Below are 20443 nucleotides of genomic sequence, written 5' to 3'. Positions count from 1 at the left end.
GCGGCGATACGGCAAAACGGGCACCCGAGGGTGCCCGTTTTGCATTGAGCCGCAGGTGATCTACGCGGGCCGCTGCGTATCGTGCCCGCCGAACCACGACGGCACGAGCGCGACCGCATCGTCGAGCGAGGCGAGCACATGCAGGCTCAGCGCGACGATTTCGGGCGTCGGCGCCTTCAGGTCGGGCACGGTGACGACCGATGCGCCGGCACCGGCGGCCGACTGCGCGCCGAAGTCGCTGTCTTCGAATGCGACGCATGCGTGTGCCGGCACGCCGAGGCGTTCGGCCGCGAGCCGGTAGACCGCCGGGTCGGGCTTGCCGCGCGCGACTTCGTCGCCGCCCGCGATTGCGCGGAAGAACGGCAGCACACCGACCGCGTCGAGCCGCGCGCGGATCACGTCGCACGCGGACGACGACGCGACCGCACACGGAATGCCGGCCTGCGCGAGTGCGTCGAGCAGCGCGAACGCACCGGGCTTCAGCGGAAACTTCGGATGCGGTTCGGGCGCCGCGAGCTGCTCGCGCACGCGGGTGCGCACCGCGTCGAACGTATCGGGGTTGCCGATCAGCCGCGCCAGGATGACCTGGCCCTCGGCGAACGAGCGGCCGACGATCTGCAGGTAGTCGGTGGTGGTCAGCGTGACGCCGTGTGTATTCGACACGTCGATCCACGTATTCATGATGGTCCGCTCGGAATCGACGAGCAGGCCGTCCATGTCGAAGAGCGCGGCGGAAAAGGTCATCGGCGGCATTCGGGAAGCAGGGAAGGCGATGGGCGGCGCGACGGCCGCCCGAATGAAAAACGGACGCCGAAGGCGTCCGTCCGGAACAGCGGGCTTACTGGCCGAGCGCGGCGCGCGCAGCCTTGACCGCTGCACGTACCTGGTCGGGCGCGGTGCCGCCCGGGTGGTTGCGGCTGGCGACCGAACCCTCGAGCGTCAGGTAGCCGAACACGTCTTCGCCGATCAGGTGCGCGACGTTCGGCAGCTCCTGCTTCATTTCGTCGAGCGTCAGGTCGGCGAGATCGATGCCGCGGTCGTCGCAGATCTTCACGGCGTGCGCGACGGCTTCGTGCGCATCGCGGAACGGCAGGCCGCGCTTCACGAGGTAGTCGGCGAGGTCGGTGGCGGTCGAGAAGCCCTGCAGCGCGGCCGCGCGCATCGCGTCCGGCTTCACGGTGATGCCGGCAACCATCTCGGCGAAGATCCGCAGCGTGTCGGCGACGGTGTCGACCGTGTCGAACAGCGGTTCCTTGTCTTCCTGGTTGTCCTTGTTGTACGCGAGCGGCTGGCCCTTCATCAGCGTCAGCAGCGCCATCAGATGGCCGTTCACGCGGCCCGTCTTGCCGCGTGCGAGTTCAGGCACGTCCGGGTTCTTCTTCTGCGGCATGATCGAGCTGCCGGTGCAGAAGCGGTCGGCGATGTCGATGAAGCCGACACGCGGGCTCATCCACAGCACGAGTTCTTCGGAGAAACGCGACACGTGCGTCATCACGAGCGCGGAGGCGGCCGTGAATTCGATCGCGAAGTCGCGATCGGACACCGCGTCGAGCGAGTTCGCGCAGATACCGTCGAAGCCGAGCGTCTTCGCCACGGCGTGACGATCGATCGGGTAGCTCGTACCGGCGAGCGCGGCCGCGCCGAGCGGCAGGCGGTTCACGCGGGTGCGGCAGTCGCGCATGCGCTCCGCGTCGCGCGAGAACATCTCGACGTACGCGAGCAGGTGGTGGCCGAACGTGACGGGTTGCGCGACCTGCAGGTGCGTGAAGCCCGGCATGATCGTGTCGGCGTTCTGTTCCGCGAGGTCGAGCAGCGCGCCGCGCAGGTCGTTCAGCAGGCCGCCGATGCGGTCGATCTCGCCGCGCAGCCACAGGCGAATGTCGGTCGCGACCTGGTCGTTACGCGAGCGGCCCGTGTGCAGGCGCTTGCCGGCGTCGCCGATCAGCGCGGTCAGGCGCGCTTCGATGTTCAGGTGGACGTCTTCCAGGTCGAGCTGCCATTCGAATTCGCCGCGCTCGATTTCACCCTTGATCTGCGCCATCCCGCGTTCGATCGCGGCCAGGTCGTCGGCGCTGATGATCTTCTGCGCGGCGAGCATGTTCGCGTGCGCGAGCGAGCCGGCGATGTCGACGAGCGCGAGGCGCTTGTCGAAAAATACCGACGACGTGTAGCGCTTGACCAGCTCCGACATCGGTTCCGAGAAGCGGGCCGACCAGGCCTCGCCCTTTTTGTGCAGTTGGGACGTCATGGCGATTCTTCGAAGGGAGATTGAGCGGCGTGCGCCGCCGAGGGATCCCGCGATTCTAACATTCGCGGGCCTGCCCGCCGCGGCGCGCGGCCGTTCGCGGCGGCTTGCCGGCCGTGGCCGGCGCAGGCCGGCCCGTTCAGTCGCGCACCAGCACCACCAGCTTCAGGTCCTCGCGGTGCGCGGGCTTCAGCGTGATCTGCTGGTACACGAGGCGGCCGTCGGCCGGATGGTCGAATTCGCGCAGGCCGCCTTCGCGTTCGAACACGTCCTGCGATGCCCAGTACTGCGCGAAGGCGTCGCTGCCGGCGGTCAGCGCGTCGATCAGCGCGCGCGTGGGCGCATCGGTCAGGTGACGGATCGAATCGGCGCGGAATTCGGCCGCGAGCCGCCGCGCACGGGTTTCCCAGTCGACGATCAGCGTGCGCGCGGCCGGCGACATGAACGTGAAGCGCAGCAGGTTGCGGTCGTGCTCGCCATCGAGCCAGCCGGAGAACAATGCGGCGGCCGGTGCGTTCCATGCGAGGGCGTTCCATTGCCGGTCGAGCACGTACGCAGGTGTCGCGATTGCCGCGACGGTCGCGGCGAGCGTCGGCGGCAGGTCGCCGCCCGCGACGTCGGGCTCGGCCGGGTCGCGCTGCGCGGCCAGTTCGAACAGGTACGCGCGCTCGGCCTTCGACAGCTGCAGTGCGACGGCGATCCGCGCGAGCGCGTCAGCCGACGCAGACACGGGGCGGCCCTGTTCGATCCACGTGTACCAGGTCGGGCTGACGCCGCACAGCTGCGCGACTTCCTCGCGCCGCAGCCCCGGCGTGCGGCGGCGCGGTCCGGGCGGCAGGCCGACGGCCTGCGGCGACAGCCGCTCGCGGTGAGCACGGATGAATTCGCCGAGCGCACGGGCGGGCGTGGCGTCGAGCGGCAGGACGGGGGCGGAGGACGGGTGGTTCATGCGGAAACGGCGAAAGGGAAGCGGGGATGCGGCAACGATCAGACAGGTGTTTCGAATACCAGAATAACTGCTTAACTTGTACTGGTACAAACGCAGGCCTATTGTAGCGGCTCGCGCGCTGGCACGGCAGCGGGCGTCCCACAAAACGCGTTGCATGGGGCCGGAACAGGCGCTGAGGCGTCTGTCGCACCGGCAACGGTACCAAGGAGCGAACGATGAAACACCACGACCAGGTCGCCGACGCATTCGGCACGACGGCCGCCGCCTATCTGACGAGCACGGTCCACGCGACGGGCGCCGATCTGCAGACGCTCGCCGACGCCGTGCGCGCGACGCCCGATGCCGCGGTGCTCGATCTTGGCTGCGGCGCCGGCCATGCGAGCTTCGCGGTCGCGCCGCACGTGCGCGACGTGGTCGCCTACGATCTCGCCGCGCAGATGCTCGCGACCGTCGACGCCGCCGCGCGCGAGCGCGGGCTCGCGAACATTCGTACGCAGCAGGGCCCGGCCGAGCAACTGCCATTCGAGACGGCGACGTTCGACTGGGTCGTGAGCCGGATGAGCGCACACCACTGGCATGACATGCGCGCGGCGCTCGCCGAGGTACGCCGTGTGCTGAAACCGGGCGGTCGCGTGCTGATGATCGACATCGCCGGCAACGACCATCCGCTCCTCGATACGTACCTGCAGGCCGCGGAAGTGCTGCGCGACGCGTCGCACGTGCGCGACTACCGCGCGGACGAATGGCTCGCGATGTTCCGCGATGCCGGCTTCGACGCACACGTGCACAGCCGCTGGCGCCTGCCGATCGATTTCGATACGTGGGTCGCGCGGATCCGCACGCCGGCCGACAGCGTCACCGGCATTCGCGCGCTGTGGGCGCATGCGCCGGACGAGGTGCGCGGCTACTACGCGGTGCAGCCCGACGGCTCGTTCGAACACGACGCACTGCTGATCGACGCGCACTGAGCGCGCGGTGTGCGGCTACTGTTTCGCCGGCGCATGAAAAAAGCCGCGATACGCACCGTGGGTACGGTGGCGTATCGCGGCTTTCACGATGCCGGTTGGCGCGGAATCACACCGCGCCGCATGCGGGTCAGCCCGTGTTGCGCAGGCCGGCCGCGATCCCGTTGATCGTCAGGTGAATCCCGCGGCGCAGCCGCGCGTTCGTGTCGCCCGCGCGGTGGCGCTTGATCAGCTCGACCTGCAGGTGGTTCAGCGGATCGAGATACGGGAAGCGGTTCTTGATCGAGCGCGCGAGCAGCGGGTTGGTCGCGAGGCGGCCTTCGTGCCCGGTGATTTCCGCCAGCGCCTGCGACGTGCGCTCCCATTCCGCGACGATCCGCTCGAACACGTGCTTGCGCAGCTTGCGGTCGGAAACGAGCTGCGCGTAGCGCGACGCGACCGCGAGGTCGGTCTTCGCGAGCACCATGTCCATGTTCGACAGCAGGTTCGCGAAGAACGGCCAGGTCTTGTTCATCTTCTTCAGCAACGCGACGCGCTTCGTGCGTTCGGCGTCGTCCTGCGCGCCGTCGAGATACGCGCTCACCGCGCTGCCGAAGCCGTACCAGCCGGTCAGCAGCAGCCGGCACTGGCCCCACGAGAAGCCCCACGGAATCGCGCGCAGGTCCTCGATCTTGCGCTGCTTCGGATCCTGCAGCTTGCGCGAAGCCGGGCGACTGCCGATGTTCAGCTCGGCGATCTCGGTAATCGGCGTCGACGAGAAGAAATAGTCGGTGAAGCCCGGGGTTTCATAGACGAGCGCGCGGTACGCGGCCATCGCCGAATCGGACAGCGTCTGCATCGCGGCCTCGAACGCCGGTAGTTGCGCGGGCGCGTTGTTCTGCGGCAGGAGCGTCGCCTCGAGCGTCGCGGCGACGACCGTCTCGAGGTTGCGGCGGCCGATCTCCGGGTTCGCGAACTTGCTCGCGATCACCTCGCCCTGTTCGGTCAGGCGGATCTGGCCGTTCACGGTGCCCGGCGGTTGCGACAGGATCGCCTGGTAGGTCGGGCCGCCGCCGCGGCCGACCGTGCCGCCGCGGCCGTGGAACAGGCGCAGCGTGATCTTGCGGTCGCGGAACAGGTCGACGAGCGCGAGTTCCGCGCGATACAGCTCCCAGTTCGACGTGAGGAAGCCGCCGTCCTTGTTGCTGTCCGAATAGCCGAGCATCACTTCCTGCTCGGCGCCTTGGTGCGCGATCAGCGCGTCGATGCCCGGCAGTGCGAAGTATTCGCGCATGATGCGCGCGGCGTCGCGCAGGTCGGGAATCGTCTCGAACAGCGGGATCACCATCAGGCTGTTCTTCGCATCGCCGCCCGGTACGCCGAGCGCGCCTTCGAGCAGGCCCGTCTCCTTCTGCAGCAACAGCACTTCGACGAGGTCGCTGACGGTTTCCGTATGCGAAATGATGTAGTTGCGTACCGCGCGTGCGCCGAATTGCGCGCGGACTTCGCGCGCTTTCTCGAACACGCCGAGCTCGCTCTGCGCGAGCGCCGAGTATTCGAAGTACGGCGAGCGCAGCGGACGCGGATCGGCAAGCGCGGCGAGCAGCACGCGCAGCTTGTCTTCCTCCGCGAGCGCCGCGTAGTCGGCCTCGACGCCCGCGCGCGCGAACAGTTCGGCGACCACGGCTTCGTGGACGTCGGAGCTCTGGCGCAGGTCGATGCTCGCGAGATGGAAGCCGAACACTTCGGCCGCGCGCACGAGCGGCGCGAGGCGCGGCGCGGCGAGCGACGTGCCGTGGTGTTCGTCGAGCGACGCGGTCAGCACCTTCAGGTCGGCGACGAACGCTTCGGAATCCGCATACGGGATCGCGCGCACCGGCGGCGCGCCGCGGCCCGCGCTGCGCACGGGCACCGTGCCTTCGCCGAGGCGCACGCGCGCGCTGGCGGCGAGGCGCGTGTAGATGCCGATCAGCGCGCGGCGATACGGCTCGTCGACGCGGTGCGGCGACTGGTCGGGGGACGCTGCCGCGAGCGCCTTCACGGCGTCGTTCGCGCCGACGAGCAGGTTCGACACCGACAGCTCGGCGCCGAGCTTGTGCACCTGCTCCAGATAGTGCTCGAGGATCACCGCGGCCTGGCGGTTGATCGCCTCGTCGAGCGTCGGGGCCGTGACGTTCGGGTTGCCGTCGCGGTCGCCGCCGATCCAGCTGCCCATCTGGAAGAACGCCGGCACGCGCGCGGACAGGCCGTGCTCGGCGAGCGCGGCCTCGATGTCGCCGTACAGCGCGGGCAGTTCGTCGAGGAACGTTGCGCGGTAGTACGACAGCGCGTTCTCGATTTCGTCGCCGACCGTCAGGCGCGCGTCGCGCAGCATGCGCGTCTGCCACAGCGTGGTGACGCGGGCGCGCAGCATCGACTCGTTGTACTGCCGCTCACGGCCGGTCAGCTCCTGGTCGCGCTCGGCGAGCAGGCGCGCGATGTCGTGCTGTGCATCGAGGATGCTCTTGCGCTGCACTTCGGTCGGGTGCGCGGTCAGCACCGGCACGATCAGGGCATCGTCGAAGAAGCGCTGCAGCAGGCGCTTCGACGCGTTGCCGGTCGTCTTCAGCTGTTCGAGCGCGTACGCGACCGTGCCGGGCTGCGATGCCGAGCCGGCCAGCGCGTGGATGCGGCGGCGGCGGTTGTGATGACGGTCTTCGGCGATGTTCGCGAGATGCGAGAAATAGCTGAACGCGCGCACGACGCTCACCGTCTGCTCCGGCGTCAGCTTGCGCAGCTTCTTCTCGAGCGTCTGCGCGGCTTCGCTGTCGTCCTCGCGGCGGAATTTGACCGCGGTCTGGCGAATCGTCTCGACGACGTCGAACACGGTGTCGCCTTCCTGCTCGCGCACGACGTCGCCGAGCAGGCGGCCGAGGAAGCGGATGTCGTCGAACAGCGGGCCGTCCTTGTCTTCGCGCGTGCGCGTGCCGGACTTCGTCGCACCGGCCGTGCGGGCCGCGGTGCGGGCTGCCGGGCCGGCGGTTTTCGCCGGGCGTTTTGTCTGACGTATCGGGTCTTTCGGTTTCGTTGCCGTTTTCGCACGGCCGTTCGCGGCGGTGGCGACGGTGTCCGTCGAGGCGTCGGAGGAGGACAGGGCAGCATTGCGGCGCGCCGTACGCGCCGATCCGGAAGACTTCACGATGGGTTTCCTTGGGAAAGCTCGAGTCAAAAGGAACTGCGGAAACTGCGAAACTGCGGTCAAGCAACCAGCTACGTGCGGCACATCCGCACATCGGCGCCGCGACCCGCTCGGCGGCAGGCCGGGCGCAGGCTCCGGGCCCGGGCGGGCAGGGGCGTGCGTGCTACCATTGTTCGATCTTCAATCCCGTTCTTCGATGTTCCAGCAATGAATTCCGAGACCCCTGCGGCCGGGCCGCAACAGGCACTGTCGCCCACGACGTTGACGATTGCTTCGCGCGAAAGCCGCCTGGCGATGTGGCAAGCCGAACATGTGCGTGATGCGCTGCGCAAATTATATCCAGCTTGTGACGTGAAAATCCTCGGGATGACGACGCGCGGCGACCAGATTCTCGATCGCACGCTGTCGAAGGTCGGCGGCAAGGGCCTGTTCGTGAAGGAACTGGAGGCCGCGCTGGCCGACGGCCGCGCCGATCTCGCCGTGCATTCGCTGAAGGACGTGCCGATGGCGCTGCCCGACGGCTTCTCGCTTGCCGCGATCATGGAGCGCGACGATCCGCGCGATGCATTCGTGTCGAACGACTACGCGTCGCTCGACGCGCTGCCGGCCGGCGCCGTGGTCGGTACGTCGAGCCTGCGCCGCGAGGCGATGCTGCGCTCGCGCTACCCGCACCTGGACGTGCTGCCGCTGCGCGGCAACCTCGACACGCGCCTGTCGAAGCTCGATCGCGGCGACTACGCGGCGATCATCCTCGCGGCCGCCGGCCTGAAGCGCCTCGGCCTCGAAGCGCGGATTCGCGCGCTGCTCGACGTCGACGCGAGCCCGCCCGCCGCGGGCCAGGGCGCGCTCGGCATCGAGATCGCATCGCACCGCAGCGACGTCGCCGCGTGGCTCGCGCCGCTGCACGACCCGCAGACCGCGCTCGCGGTCGAGGCGGAGCGGATGGTGTCGCGCGCACTCGGCGGCAGCTGCGAGGTGCCGCTCGCCGCGCACGCGGTGTGGCGCGCGGGCGAGCTGTACCTGACGGGCCGCGTGTCGACGACCGACGGCAAGCGCGTGCTGACGGCCGAGGAGTGCGGGGCCGTCGTGACCGTCGCCGATGCGCTCGCGCTCGGCCGCGCCGTGTCCGACGAACTCGAGGCGCAAGGCGCGCTCGACATCGTCCAGGCGCTGCTCGCGGGCTCGCCGGCCGCCGGCAAGGGCGACGCCTGATGGCGGGCGGCGCGCGCGCGTTCACCGCTGTCCTGACGCGCCCGGACGGCCAGTCCGGCGCGCTTGCGTCGCAACTGGCCGAGGCCGGCTGCGACGTGCTCGAATTTCCGTTGATCGACATTGCGCCGGTCGACGATCCGGCGCCGCTCGACGAGGCGTTCGCGGCGCTCGCCGACTACGCGCTGGTGATTTTCGTGTCGCCGAATGCGATCGACCGCGCGCTCGCGCAGTACGGCGCGATCTGGCCGAACGCGCTGCCGGTCGGCGTGGTCGGGCCCGGCAGCGTCGCGGCGCTCGAGCGGCACGATATCGCGGCGCCCGCGCATCGCGTGATCGCGCCGCAGGCGCCGGCCGACGGCGGCGTACCCCATTACGATTCAGAAAGCCTGTTCGCGTGCATCGAGGCCGCGTTCGGCGGCGCGCAGGCGCTGGCGGGCAAGCGCGTGCTGATCGTGCGCGGCGACGGCGGGCGCGAATGGCTCGCCGAGCGGCTGCGCGAGGCCGGTGCGGACGTCACGCTCGTCGCCGCGTACCGGCGCGTCGTGCCCGAGCCGCGCGTCGGCGCGTGGGAGCGCGTGCATGCGCTGCTCCACGGCGAACCGCATGCGTGGCTCGTCACGAGCTCGGAAGGCGTGCGCAACCTGCACGAACTTGCGCGGTCGCACCTGAACGATGCCGAGATCGATGCGCTGAAGCATGCGCCGCTCGTGACGCCGCATCCGCGGATCGAGCAGACCGCGCGTGCATTGGGTTTTGATAGGATTACGCTGACCGGCGCGGGCGATGAGCGCATCGTCCGCGCGTTTCGAACGATGGCCGACGAGGCCGTCCAACCGGCGACAGCCGCACCGGTGACTAAACGCATGACAGATACCAACGATTCCAAAAGCGTCGCTTCCCAGCCGGCCGCTGCATCCGCACCGCCGTCCCGTCCCGCCTATATGGCGTCCGAACCGCCTGCGCGCCGCGGCGGCAGCGCGGTGCTGTGGTTCGTCGTCGTCGTGCTCGGCTGCGCGGCGGGCGTCGGCGGCTACGCGCTGAACCGCAAGATCGACCGGCTCGACGGCACGTTCGTCGCGCGCCAGAAGGCGCTCGATGCGCAGACGGCCGAGACGCGCACGAAGACCGAGCAGGCGCTCGCGAGCGCGCATCAGGTCGACACGCAGCTCGCGCAGCTCGACGGCAAGCTTGCCGACGCACAGAGCGCGCAGCAGGCGCTGCAGCAGCAATACCAGGACCTGTCGCGTAACCGCGATGCGTGGATGCTCGAAGAAGTCGACCAGATGCTGTCGAGCGCGAGCCAGCAGCTTCAGCTGACCGGCAACACGCAGCTTGCGCTGATCGCGCTGCAGAATGCCGACGCACGCCTCGCGACGTCGCAGAGCGCGCAGGCCGTCACGGTGCGCAAGGCGCTCGCGCTGGACATCGAGAAGCTGAAGGCCGCACCGGCGGCCGATCTCACGGGTCTCGCGATCAAGCTCGACGACGCGATCGCGAAGATCGACGCGCTGCCGCTGTCCGGCGAGGCGATCGTCCCGCACGAAGCGCCGAAGGCCGCGCCGGCTGACGCCGCGTCGTCGGCCGTGGCCGGCGAGCCGCGCTGGAAGGTGTGGTGGCACGACTTCTCGGCCGGCCTCGGCCAGCAGTTGAAAGGGCTCGTGCAGGTGCGCCGGATCGACAACGCGGACGCGATGCTCGCGTCGCCCGACCAGGGCTACTTCGTGCGCGAGAACGTGAAGCTGCGCCTGCTGACCGCGCGCCTGTCGCTGCTCGCACGCAACGACAGCGCGATGAAGGCCGACCTGCACGCCGCGCAGGCGTCGCTCGGGAAGTATTTCGACCAGGCATCGAAGGACACGCAGACCGTCGAGGATCTGCTCAAGCAGGTTGACGGTGCATCGCTGACGGTTGCGGTGCCGAACCTGAACACGAGCCTGAACGCCGTTCAGCAGTTCAAGAGCCGGGGGTAACGATGACGCTTCGAGGAATCGTCTGGCTCGCGGTCCTGTTCGCGATCGCCGCTGCGCTCGCCACCGTCGGTCGTTTCGACGCGGGGCAGGTGCTGCTCGTCTATCCGCCGTACCGGATCGACGTGTCGCTGAACCTGTTCGTGATCGCCATCGTCGTGCTGTTCATCGTCGTGTATGCGCTGCTGCGCATCGTGCGCAACATCTGGCGCATGCCGCAGCGGGTCGCCGCGTATCGGGCGCGTTCGCGCAACGAGAAGGCGCAGGCATCGCTGCGCGACGCGATCGCGAACCTGTACGCAGGCCGCTTCTCGCGCGCCGAGAAGGCCGCGCGTGAAGCGCTGTCGGTCGATGCGAACCAGGGCGCGGCGAGTCTCGTCGCGGCCACCGCCGCGCACCGGATGCACGAGTACACGCGCCGCGACGACTGGCTGTCGAAGGTCGACGCACCTGAGTGGCAGGATGCACGGTTGCTCGCCGCGGCCGACATGCGCGCGGATGCGCGCGACGCCGACGGCGCGCTCGCCGCGCTGGCCGACCTGCAGGCGGGCGGCAAGCGCATTCATGCGCAGCAGGTCGCACTGCGTGCGCAGCAGCAGCTGAAGAACTGGGCCGAGGTGCTGAAGCTCGCGAAGGCGCTCGAGAAGCGCGAGGCGCTGCATCCGGCCGCGGCCGTGCGGCTGCGCCAGCAGGCCGCGGAAAACCTGCTGCGCGAACGCCGGCACGACCCGGACGCGTTGCTCGAAGTGTGGCAGTCGCTGTCGCCGGTCGAGCGCCAGTCGCCGCGTCTCGCCGATCTCGCGGCCGATCTGCTCGTGCCGCTCGAACGTCGCAACGAAGCGCGCCGCATCGTCGAGGACGCGCTTGCGCACAACTGGGATGCCCGTCTGCTGCGCCGTTACCCGGACACGGCCGGCGCCGATGCGCTGCCGCTGATCCAGAAGGCGGAAGGGTGGAAGAAGGATCACCCGGAGGATGCCGATCTGCTGTTCGCGCTCGGCCGCCTGTGCCAGCAGCAGCAACTGTGGGGCAAGGCGCAGTCGTTCCTCGAATCGGCACTGAAGCTGGCCGACAACGAGGCGCTGAAGGTGCGTGCGCATCGCGCGCTCGCACGCCTGTTCGAGCATCTCGGTGAATCCGACAAGGCTGCGAAGCATTATCGCGAAAGCGCGCTCGCGATTACCGTGGTCTGATGCGGGCGATGTGGCTGCCTGCTGCAGGCGGCTCGCGCCACTCGCGCAAAAAAGCCCCGAATGCTGGAAGGCATTCGGGGCTTTTTTTCGTCCAGGGTGACCTGGACGACACGTCATGCACCGAGCTTGCGCAGCAGGTCGTCCTCGTTCGCGACGAACCACACCGATGCGCCGCGATTGGACTCGCGAACGAGCGCGCGAAGCGCTTCGCTGCGTGCAAGCCAGCGGTCGATATCACCGACCACACCGAGCCGGACGCCGTAGTTGACGAGTTTCTGCAGTACCGCGCCCGCCAGCCCGCTGTCGAGCCGGTAGAAATCGTCGTGCAGCGCGTCGGCGGGGAGCGCGATCCAGTCGGCTTCATGCTCGTGCGCGAGCGCGACGAGGTCGAGTGCATCGCTTTCGCGCTGGACGAGACTGGCGGCAGGATCTCGGACCAGCACGCGATGGCCGGCTGCCTGGACGATTCGGTGGTGCATGCAGGTTGGCTCCGTCGACATGAGAAATGCGAGCACGGTGTCGCGCTGCCCGCGGATGAAGTGGTATTGATCCGGAAGAAACCGGACCTGCGCGTGCGGCACGAGACGCATCAGGCGATCGCACGTATCGCGCGAATCGAGCATGACGTCGCGACCGCCGACGATCGCCAGCATCGGCGGGGACAGCGTGCGCAGCGCGCCGTCGCCGAACACCGGGATCGTTTCGAGGCGCGGCCGAAGGCCGCGATCCACGGCGCGCATGAGCGAGAATGCGTCGCGCTCGGCCGGCGTCGACGCGGGCGGCAGACGGCCGAGCACGCGCCGTCGTACGCACGCGCGTCCCGCATCGCCGAACAGCAACAGCGGCAGCGCCCACCACAGAAACGGCTTCTGCCTGCCGATGCCGGATGGGCAGAGCAGCGCAAGCCGCGTGACGCGCACCGGCCGGCGCAACGCGAAATCGAGCGCGGTTCGCGCACCCAACGAGATGCCGACGAACGCGGCGCGCGACACGCCCAGGCCGTCGAGCACGTCGTCGAGCCATTGCGCGTACGCGTCGCTCGCGAGCGATGGTCGCGACGGCGCGCTGGGTCCTGCTTCACCGATCACGTCGATCGCATAGAGCCGGAAGTGCGTCGACCATTCGGCCGCGAAGTGCTGCCAGCTTGCCGCTGTCGTCTGCGCGCCGTGGATCAGCACGACCGGCGGCGCGTGCTCGGGGCCGCAGGCGATCACGTGCGTTGCGCCATGGCGCGTCTGCACCGTGATGCGCCGATGCCCGGCCGGCCAGTGCGACAGCGCAGCCTCGTAAGCCGCGCGAATCGCGCGGGCGTGGCGGGTCGACCTGAAGACCGCGCTCATGTCCCGCTTTGCTGCAGCAAAGCGTCGACCGACGACATCAGCGCGGCCGTGTCGGCCGGCGTCGCGGCGACGATGATCTTGACCAGGCTCGCGGCGGGATCGAACGTGACGTCGATTCGCACCGGGTCGACGTACGACGTGCGGCCGGACGCCATCGCTTGCAGCGATCGCGACAGGTACTGGTGCAGCGATTGCGACGCGTCCGGAACGTCGACGATGCTGGTGACGCGCACCGCACGCGGCACGGGCGCGGCCGGCTTCGTTTGCGCGAACGCGGCAAGGTCGGTGTCGAGGATGCGGTATGCACGGCCGACCCGCGTGGCGTGCAGCTTGCCCTCGCGGATGAAGCGCAGGACGGTCTTCGGGTGGAGGCGCAGGTGTGCGGCGGACTCTTCGACGGTATGGAACATGATCGGCCAGTGGCGCTCAAAATGTTCCCTATTGTTCCATGATAAATGGATCAATAGGGAGTATTTTAAGAGAAGGGCATCACCATTGGCGAGTCACCGAACCGCATCGTCCGGGCGGCGTGCGTGGAAGCAGAAACGCCCCGCCGACCGGATCGGTTCCGGCCAGCGGGGCGTTTCAGGTGCCGGTCATCAACCGGCGGGCGCCCGTGCGCCCTGCGTCATTTGTCGACCAGCCGCTTCGGCACCGACAGCGCCAGCAGCCCGCCTAGCACGAGGAACCCGGCGAGCATGTACATGCCCGAATCGTTGGCCCCGGTTGCCTGCTTGAGCCAGCCCATCATGTACGGGCTGAGGAAGCCGGCGAGGTTGCCGATCGAGTTGATCATCGCGATGCCGGCTGCGGCTGCCGTGCCGCCGAGGAACGCGGTCGGCAGGCTCCAGAACAGCGGCAGCGTCGTCAGGATGCCGATCGTCGCGAGCGTGAGGCCGAGCATCGCGAGCGCGGTCTGGTGCGCCCAGATCACCGACAGCACGAGCCCGAGCGCGCCGATTGCGGCCGGAATCGCGACGTGCCAGCGGCGTTCGCGGTGCTTGTCTGCGCTGCGTGCGATCAGGATCATCGCGACCACCGCCGCTGCATACGGAATCGCCGACAGCAGGCCGATCATGAACGTGTCGGTCACACCGGTGGCCTTGATGATCGTCGGCAGCCAGAAGCCGACGCCGTAGAGCCCCATCACGAACGAGAAGTAGATCAGCGCCATCAGCCACACACGCGGGCTCGACATCACGGCGCCGAGCGGCAGATCTTCCTTGGTCGCTTCTTCCGCATCGACGTTGCGCGTGAGCAGCGCCTTTTCGTCGTCGGTCAGCCAGTTCGCCTTCGCGATCCGCTCGTCCAGCTTGAGGAACACGATCACGCCGACCAGCACCGACGGGATACCCTCGAGCAGGAACAGCCATTGCCAGCCGTGCCAGCCGCTCATGCCGTCGAACGCCTTCAGGATGAAGCCCGAGAGCGGCCCGCCGATCACGCCGGACAGTGCGACGGCCGTCATGAAGAATGTCGTCATCCGGCCGCGCCGGTGCGCGGGATACCAGTAGGTGAGATAGAGGATCACGCCGGGGAAGAAGCCCGCTTCGGCGACGCCGAGCAGGAAGCGCATCACGTAGAACATCGTGGGCGTCGTGACGAACATCGTCAGGATCGAGATCACGCCCCACGTCGCCATGATCCGCGCGATCCACACGCGCGCGCCGACCTTGTGCAGGATGATGTTGCTCGGCACTTCGAACAGGAAATAGCCGAAGAAGAAGATCCCGGCGCCGAGCCCGTAGACGGTGTCGCTCAGGTTCAGGTCGCTCGCCATCTGCAGCTTCGCGAAGCCGACGTTCACGCGGTCGAGATACGCGACCACGTAGCACAGCAGCAGGAGCGGCACGAGCCGCCACGACACCTTGCGGTAGGTTGCTTCCTCGAATGCGCCGGACGAACCCGGCAGCGACTGCGTCGATATTGCCATGTTGTCTCCTGTCCTTGTAATTGACCGGGGCAGGCGTATCGGCGCCAGGCCCGGTTTCGTGCGAAGCAATGCGTGGATGTCGAGCCGGCCGGTGAAACCCGGCACGGCGCGCGAACAGCACGGTGCGGCTAGATGCAGCGCCCGCCGTCGACTTCGAGGCAGACGCCCGTGATGAATTCAGCTTCGTCGGATGCGAGGTAAAGCGCCGCGTTCGCGATGTCCTGCGGCGTCGAGAAGCGGCCGAGCGGGATCGTCGCGAGGAAGCGGCTGCGGTTCTCGGGGGTATCCTCGCAGCCCATGAATTCGGTCATCAACGCCGTCTCGCCGAGCACGGGGTTGATGCAGTTCACGCGGATGCGGTCGGCGCCGAGTTCGGCCGCGAGCGACTTGCTCGCGGTGATCATCGCGCCTTTCGTGCTGTTGTACCAGACGAGGCCCGGCCGCGGCCGCACGCCGGCCGTCGATGCGACGTTCACGAACACGCCGCCGCCCTGTTCGCGGAAGTACGGCACGAAGGTTTGCACGCACCAGAACAGGCTCTTCATGTTGACCGCGTACACGCGGTCGAATTCGGCTTCCGTCACGTCGAGCACCGGCTTGTTGCGGTGCGTGGTGCCCGCGTTGTTCACGACGATCTGCACCGTATGGAAATCGTCGAGCGCGGCCTGCAGCAGCGCATGCCAGTCGTCCTCTTTCGATACGTCGCCGGCCACCGCGATCGCCTTGCCGCCCGCGAGCGCGATCTCGCTCGCGACGCGCTCGGCTGCCGCGCCGTTCAGGTCGTTGACGACGACGTTCGCGCCTTCGCGCGCATACGTCTTCGCGATGCCTTCGCCGAACCCCGAGCCGCCGCCCGTGACGATGGCCGTCTTGCCGCTCAACCGCATGATGTGTCTCCTCTGCTGGATATGAGTGTCGTCGTGCTTCGGCATGCGGCCGGGCGCTGCCGGCCGCGTGCCGCTTGCCGTTTTCCGCGCGTTCAGCCGTGCCGGATCGCGATCGTTTTCAGCGCGGTGAAGCCGTACAGTGCCTCGAAGCCTTTCTCGCGGCCATGCCCCGAGTGGCCCACGCCGCCGAACGGCAGCTCGACGCCGCCGCCCGCGCCATAGTTGTTGATGAACACCTGGCCTGCGCGCAGGCGTCGCGCAAGACGCATCTGGCGCGCGCCGTCGCGCGTCCAGATGCCCGCGACGAGGCCGTACGGCGTGCCGTTCGCGAGCGCGACGGCTTCGTCTTCGTCGACGAAACGCATCGCGGCGAGCACGGGGCCGAACACTTCCTCCTGCGCGAGCCGGTGTGACGGCGGCACGTCGCGCAACAGCGCGGGCGCCTGGTAGAAGCCGCTTTCGGGCGCGTCGGCGACGACCTGCCCATGCGCGGCCATCGGAATGCCGTCGTGCTGCGCGTCGGACAGGAAATCCCACACGCGCTGCTGCTGCTTCGCGTTGATCAGCGGGCCGCAGTCGAGATCGGCGCGGCTCGGGCCGACGCGCAGCCCGTTGAACGCGGTGGCGAGCCGCTCGATAAGCGGCTCGTACACCGCGCGCTCGATCAGCACGCGGCTGCCGGCCGAGCAGGTCTGCCCGCCGTTCTGCACGATCGCCGACACGAGCACGGGCAGCGCCGCTTCGAGATCGGCATCGGCGAACACGATCTGCGGCGACTTGCCGCCGAGTTCGAGCGTGACGGGCACGTGGTTCTCGGCCGCCATCTGCGTGACCAGCTTGCCGGTGGCCGGCGAACCCGTGAACGAGATGTGGTCGATGCCGGGATGACGAGCGAGCGCGGCGCCCGCTTCATGGCCGTAGCCGGTGACGATGTTGAGCGCGCCGGCCGGCAGTCCGGCCTCGGCGGCCAGCTCGGCGACGCGCAGCAACGACAGGCACGCATCCTCGGCCGGCTTGACGACGCAGGCGTTGCCGGCCGCGAGCGCGGCGCCGACGCTGCGCCCGAAGATCTGCATCGGGTAGTTCCACGGCACGATGTGGCCCGTGACGCCGTGCGGCTCGCGCACCGTCAGCACGGTATAGCCCGCTTGATAGGGGAGGGTTTCGCCGTGCAGCTTGTCGGCGGCGCCCGCGTAGAACTCGAAGTAGCGCGCGAGCGCGGCTGCGTCGGCGCGGGCCTGTTTCAGCGGCTTGCCGGTGTCGCGCGCCTCGATCGCGGCGAGTTCCTCGAGGGAATTAGCCACGCGCGCCGACAGTCGCATCAGCACGCGGCCGCGCTCGGCGGCGCTGGCGGCGCCCCACGGGCCCGCGAATGCGTCGCGGGCTGCGGCGACCGCACGCTCGATGTCGGGCGCGGTGCCGCGGGCGATCGCTGCGAATGGCTGGCCGTCGGATGGATCGACGACCGCGATGGTTTCCAGTTGTGCGGGCAACGTCCATTCGCCCGCGATGAAGTGCTTCGCCTCTTCCATGCCAGCTCCTGTCGACCCGAGTTAGCGCTTCAGCGTTTACTCAGGCCCCATGCTTTGCGGTCGACCCGAGTTAGCGCTTCGGCGCTTACGCGGGCCCCATGCTTCGCGGTCGCCCCGAGTTGGCGCTTCAGCGCTTACGCGGGCCCCATGCTTCGCGGTCGCCCCGAGTTGGCGCTTCAGCGTTTACTCAGGTCCCATGCTTTGCGGTCGACTCAAGTTAGCGCTTCAGCACTTACTCAGGTCCCATGCTTCGCGGTCGCTCCGAGTCAGCGCTTCAGCACGTACTCAAGCCCCATGCTTCACGATCGCCCGGCGACGGCGCATCGGCGCCGACGCCGATTCCATATAACGCGGCCAGTGGTTCGACGGCCGGGCATCCGGAACGATTATCGGCCGATCGTCATCCGGACGCCACCGGTCGATTGGCTATAATGGCGCATTCCTTTGCGGGACGCCTGCGGCGATGCATCGGCCGCGGCGCCCTGTCCCGAATTCCCATCGACCTACAGAGAGTGCTCATGAGCTTCAATCATGTTCCGGCCGGCAAGGACCTGCCGCAAGATTTCAACGTGATCATCGAGATTCCGGCGCAAAGCGATCCGGTGAAGTACGAGGCGGACAAGGAACTGGGCCTTCTCGTCGTCGACCGCTTCATCGGTACGGGCATGCGCTATCCGGTGAACTACGGCTACATCCCGCAGACGCTGTCGGGCGACGGCGATCCGGTCGACGTGCTGGTGATCACGCCGTTCCCGCTGCTGGCCGGCTCGATCGTGCGTTCGCGCGTGCTCGGCATGCTGCAGATGACCGACGAGTCGGGCGTGGATGCGAAGCTGGTCGCGGTGCCGCACGACAAGGTCTGCCCGATGACGGCAAACCTGAAGTCGATCGACGACGTGCCCGAGTACCTGAAGGACCAGATCAAGCACTTCTTCGAGCAATACAAGGCGCTCGAGAAGGGCAAGTGGGTGAAGGTCGAAGGCTGGGCCGGCATCGAAGCCGCGCACAAAGAAATCACCGACGGCGCAGCAAACTACAAGAAGTAAGCGGCGTACCGGCCGACGGCCGGTTCGTGCGAAACGCAAACCGCGCGTGTCTCCTCAGGAGGCCGCGCGGTTTTGTTTTGTGCGCGGCGGGTGTTTGCGCGCGGCGGTGGGCACGGACGCTGGCGACGTGGCGGTGGACGGCGCGTCCTTCGTGCGCTTCGCGCGGCGAGGGGCAACGGAGGCCGCAATGGCCTCGGCGGCTTTGGTTGCTTTCGAGGCAGACGGGCGGCGGCGGGCCGGTGCGGGCGAGGCGCCTTCGCGTCCGTTCGTGGCGGGTTTGCCGCTGGCTGCCGATGTTTTTCCTTTCGACGAAGCGGGCACGGCCGGCTTGTCCTTTTTTACCGGGGTGTCGCGCGATGCAGTCTTTCTTGCGACCGCATCGCTGTCCGGCTTCGTGCGCTTCGCAACCGGTGTGGCTTTTGTTGCCTTGGGCGGCTTGGCAGCTTTTCCGGACTTGTCGACCTTCTCGGCTTTCCCTGCCTTTCCGGCCTTCCTGGTGCCTTTGTCCGTCTTCGCCGTCTCAACCGTCTTCGCCGCGCGCTCGACGTTCTCCGCCTTCGCCTTCTTCCGCTCGCGCGCACCGACCTTCTTCAACCCGGCCGCATCGCCACTCGTATCGACGGCCACCACGGCAGGCAGCACCGACTCCAGCGTTCGCACCCCGGCGGCCAGTTCCCGCTTCTGCGCAGCCGTGAGCCGCTTCACCCAGTATTCGGCGCGCGACGCGCTCGACCGGTCGGGCAGCGGAAACGACGCGAGCACCGCACGCGGCTTGCGCGAGCGCGTGTAGCGCGCGCCCTTGCCGGATGCGTGCTCGTCGAAGCGCGCGGCAACGTCGGTCGTGATGCCCGTGTAGACGCTGTCGTCGGCGCATTCGATCAGATACAGAAACCAGGACATGGCAGGGCGGCGGGATGCGAAGCCGCCAGTGTCTCAGAAAAAGCACCCGTCAACGCCACCGATCGCCGTGTCCGTCACGGAAGCGGCTCGGCGCCGCGCCGAGTTCGCGCGTGAAGAAGCGCGTGAACGCGCTCGTCGAGCGGAAGCCGACCCGCACGCCGATCTCGCCGATCGGCAGTTGCGTGTTCAGCAGCAGGTCGCGCGCTTCGCCGAGCCGTGCCTGTGCGACGAGCGCATGAAACCCGACCGCTTCGCGATGCAGCCGCCGGCGCAGCGTCCAGCGCGACATCGCGAAGCGCGTGCACACGTGCTCCATCAGCGTGTCGGCCGGCACGTCGACTTCGTCGGACGTGCGCAGCCAGTCGCGCACACATTGCTCGACCGACGACCCGAATGTCGAGCGGGCGCGCACGCGCTCGCGTGCGGTGTCGGCCGCGTGACGCTGGATGCCGGCGAGCGGCGCGTTGTAGCGCTCGAACGGCGTGTCGAAGCGCGTGGAGCGCAGCACGAGGCGGTTGTGCGCGGCGTCGAACGACACCGGCGCGCCGAGCATGTCGCGCAACGCGGCGGCGGGCGCGAACGCGCGGCCGGCGAATGCGGCGTCGTCGATGCGCACGTGCGGATCGTACAGGCGCGCGAGCGCCGCAAGGATCGCGAGGTTGGCGAATGCGCTGCCGTCGTGCCGGCCGTCTCCTTCGTTCACGTATTCGAGTGCGATCGCGTCGCCGTTCTCGTGCGCGAAGACCCAGTCGACGTTGCCGATCAGCTCGCGATAGTGCAGGTAGCCGTGCAGCGCGTCGCGCAGCGTCGCCGCGTTGCACGTGACGCCCGCGAGTTCCGGGAACGGCACGAGCCACGGCACGGCCTGAGGCGGCGGGCGATGCCACGACAGCGGCCATTCGCTCGTCAGCTGCATCGCGGCAACGTGCCGGTCGCCCGCGACGCGTCGCGTGTCGTCCGCCAGCTCGGCCGGGCCGATGCCGAGCGTCTCATAAAGCGGCGCGAGATCGATGCCGTTCGCGCGCGCGTCTTCGCACAGCCAGCGGTAGATCCGGACGGATACCGATTTCTGTCGCAACTCCATGTCTGTCTCCCTGTCGTCATGCCGTTCGGGTTT

16 protein-coding genes are annotated in these 20443 nt (G+C 68.5%); 5 read left to right on the top strand and 11 right to left on the bottom strand.

Annotation, left to right across the window (positions count from 1 at the left end; translation table 11 throughout):
- Nucleotides 1-60 precede the first annotated feature (60 nt).
- The 3 genes from QZM67_RS30040 to QZM67_RS30030 all read right to left on the bottom strand — a co-directional run bounded on the left by QZM67_RS30040 (nt 61) and on the right by QZM67_RS30030 (nt 3194).
- Nucleotides 61-744 (bottom strand): HAD family phosphatase, encoded by a 684-nt coding sequence (locus QZM67_RS30040; protein WP_175022468.1) that lies wholly within the window; start codon nt 742-744, stop codon nt 61-63.
- A 94-nt stretch (nt 745-838) separates the two neighbouring features.
- Entirely contained in the window at nt 839-2248 is a 1410-nt protein-coding gene (gene argH / locus QZM67_RS30035) for an argininosuccinate lyase (protein ID WP_046544646.1), read from the bottom strand.
- A 136-nt stretch (nt 2249-2384) separates the two neighbouring features.
- On the bottom strand, nt 2385-3194 hold the full coding sequence (locus QZM67_RS30030) for a helix-turn-helix transcriptional regulator (protein ID WP_043189788.1): 810 nt from the start codon (nt 3192-3194) through the stop codon (nt 2385-2387).
- Nucleotides 3195-3409: 215 nt separating this feature from the next.
- On the opposite strand from QZM67_RS30030, the gene QZM67_RS30025 reads away from it, so the two are divergent.
- On the top strand, nt 3410-4162 hold the full coding sequence (locus QZM67_RS30025) for a class I SAM-dependent methyltransferase (protein WP_043189785.1): 753 nt from the start codon (nt 3410-3412) through the stop codon (nt 4160-4162).
- A 127-nt stretch (nt 4163-4289) separates the two neighbouring features.
- Here QZM67_RS30025 and ppc read toward each other — a convergent pair whose 3' ends face one another.
- Nucleotides 4290-7316, bottom strand: a complete 3027-nt coding sequence (gene ppc / locus QZM67_RS30020; protein ID WP_301808883.1) for a phosphoenolpyruvate carboxylase — start codon at nt 7314-7316, stop codon at nt 4290-4292.
- A 207-nt stretch (nt 7317-7523) separates the two neighbouring features.
- Between ppc and hemC the strand changes: the two genes are divergently transcribed.
- The 3 genes from hemC to QZM67_RS30005 are packed head-to-tail and all read left to right on the top strand — an operon-like array spanning nt 7524 to nt 11688.
- A complete protein-coding gene (gene hemC, locus QZM67_RS30015) occupies nt 7524-8528 on the top strand; it encodes a hydroxymethylbilane synthase (protein ID WP_301808882.1) in 1005 nt (334 codons plus the stop codon).
- Nucleotides 8528-10498 (top strand): fused uroporphyrinogen-III synthase HemD/membrane protein HemX, encoded by a 1971-nt coding sequence (gene hemDX / locus QZM67_RS30010; protein WP_301808880.1) that lies wholly within the window; start codon nt 8528-8530, stop codon nt 10496-10498. Before hemC ends, hemDX begins: the two co-directional genes overlap by 1 nt.
- Nucleotides 10499-10500: 2 nt before the next feature.
- Nucleotides 10501-11688, top strand: coding sequence for a heme biosynthesis protein HemY (locus QZM67_RS30005; protein ID WP_174941658.1), 1188 nt, complete (start codon nt 10501-10503; stop codon nt 11686-11688).
- 113 nt (nt 11689-11801) lie between these two features.
- Here the strand turns inward: QZM67_RS30005 and QZM67_RS30000 are convergent, their stop codons facing one another.
- From QZM67_RS30000 to QZM67_RS29980, 5 genes are all read right to left on the bottom strand, one after another.
- Nucleotides 11802-13028 carry an alpha/beta fold hydrolase gene (locus QZM67_RS30000; protein ID WP_301808876.1) on the bottom strand — a complete coding sequence of 409 codons (1227 nt, stop codon included), beginning with the start codon at nt 13026-13028 and terminating at the stop codon, nt 11802-11804.
- Nucleotides 13025-13438, bottom strand: coding sequence for a helix-turn-helix domain-containing protein (locus QZM67_RS29995; RefSeq protein WP_175022462.1), 414 nt, complete (start codon nt 13436-13438; stop codon nt 13025-13027). The genes QZM67_RS30000 and QZM67_RS29995 overlap by 4 nt, the downstream gene beginning before the upstream one ends.
- A gap of 218 nt (nt 13439-13656) precedes the next feature.
- On the bottom strand, nt 13657-14961 hold the full coding sequence (locus QZM67_RS29990) for an MFS transporter (RefSeq protein WP_043189766.1): 1305 nt from the start codon (nt 14959-14961) through the stop codon (nt 13657-13659).
- Nucleotides 14962-15089: 128 nt separating this feature from the next.
- Entirely contained in the window at nt 15090-15848 is a 759-nt protein-coding gene (locus QZM67_RS29985; RefSeq protein WP_043189764.1) for an SDR family oxidoreductase, read from the bottom strand.
- A 92-nt stretch (nt 15849-15940) separates the two neighbouring features.
- Entirely contained in the window at nt 15941-17380 is a 1440-nt protein-coding gene (locus tag QZM67_RS29980) for an aldehyde dehydrogenase family protein (RefSeq protein ID WP_301808872.1), read from the bottom strand.
- Between the two features lie 518 nt (nt 17381-17898).
- On the opposite strand from QZM67_RS29980, the gene ppa reads away from it, so the two are divergent.
- Nucleotides 17899-18426 (top strand): inorganic diphosphatase, encoded by a 528-nt coding sequence (ppa, locus tag QZM67_RS29975; protein WP_011352863.1) that lies wholly within the window; start codon nt 17899-17901, stop codon nt 18424-18426.
- A gap of 54 nt (nt 18427-18480) precedes the next feature.
- Here ppa and QZM67_RS29970 read toward each other — a convergent pair whose 3' ends face one another.
- Nucleotides 18481-19326 carry a GIY-YIG nuclease family protein gene (locus QZM67_RS29970; RefSeq protein WP_301808870.1) on the bottom strand — a complete coding sequence of 282 codons (846 nt, stop codon included), beginning with the start codon at nt 19324-19326 and terminating at the stop codon, nt 18481-18483.
- A gap of 49 nt (nt 19327-19375) precedes the next feature.
- Nucleotides 19376-20410: a helix-turn-helix transcriptional regulator gene (locus tag QZM67_RS29965; protein WP_301808868.1), complete on the bottom strand. Its 1035-nt coding sequence runs from the start codon at nt 20408-20410 to the stop codon at nt 19376-19378.
- Between the last annotated feature and the right edge of the window lie 33 nt (nt 20411-20443).

Source organism: Burkholderia sp. AU45251 (assembly GCF_030482905.1).
Classification (GTDB): domain Bacteria; phylum Pseudomonadota; class Gammaproteobacteria; order Burkholderiales; family Burkholderiaceae; genus Burkholderia; species Burkholderia aenigmatica.
Note: the sequence above shows the minus strand (reverse complement) of the source record. Positions and strands in the feature narration are given on the sequence as shown.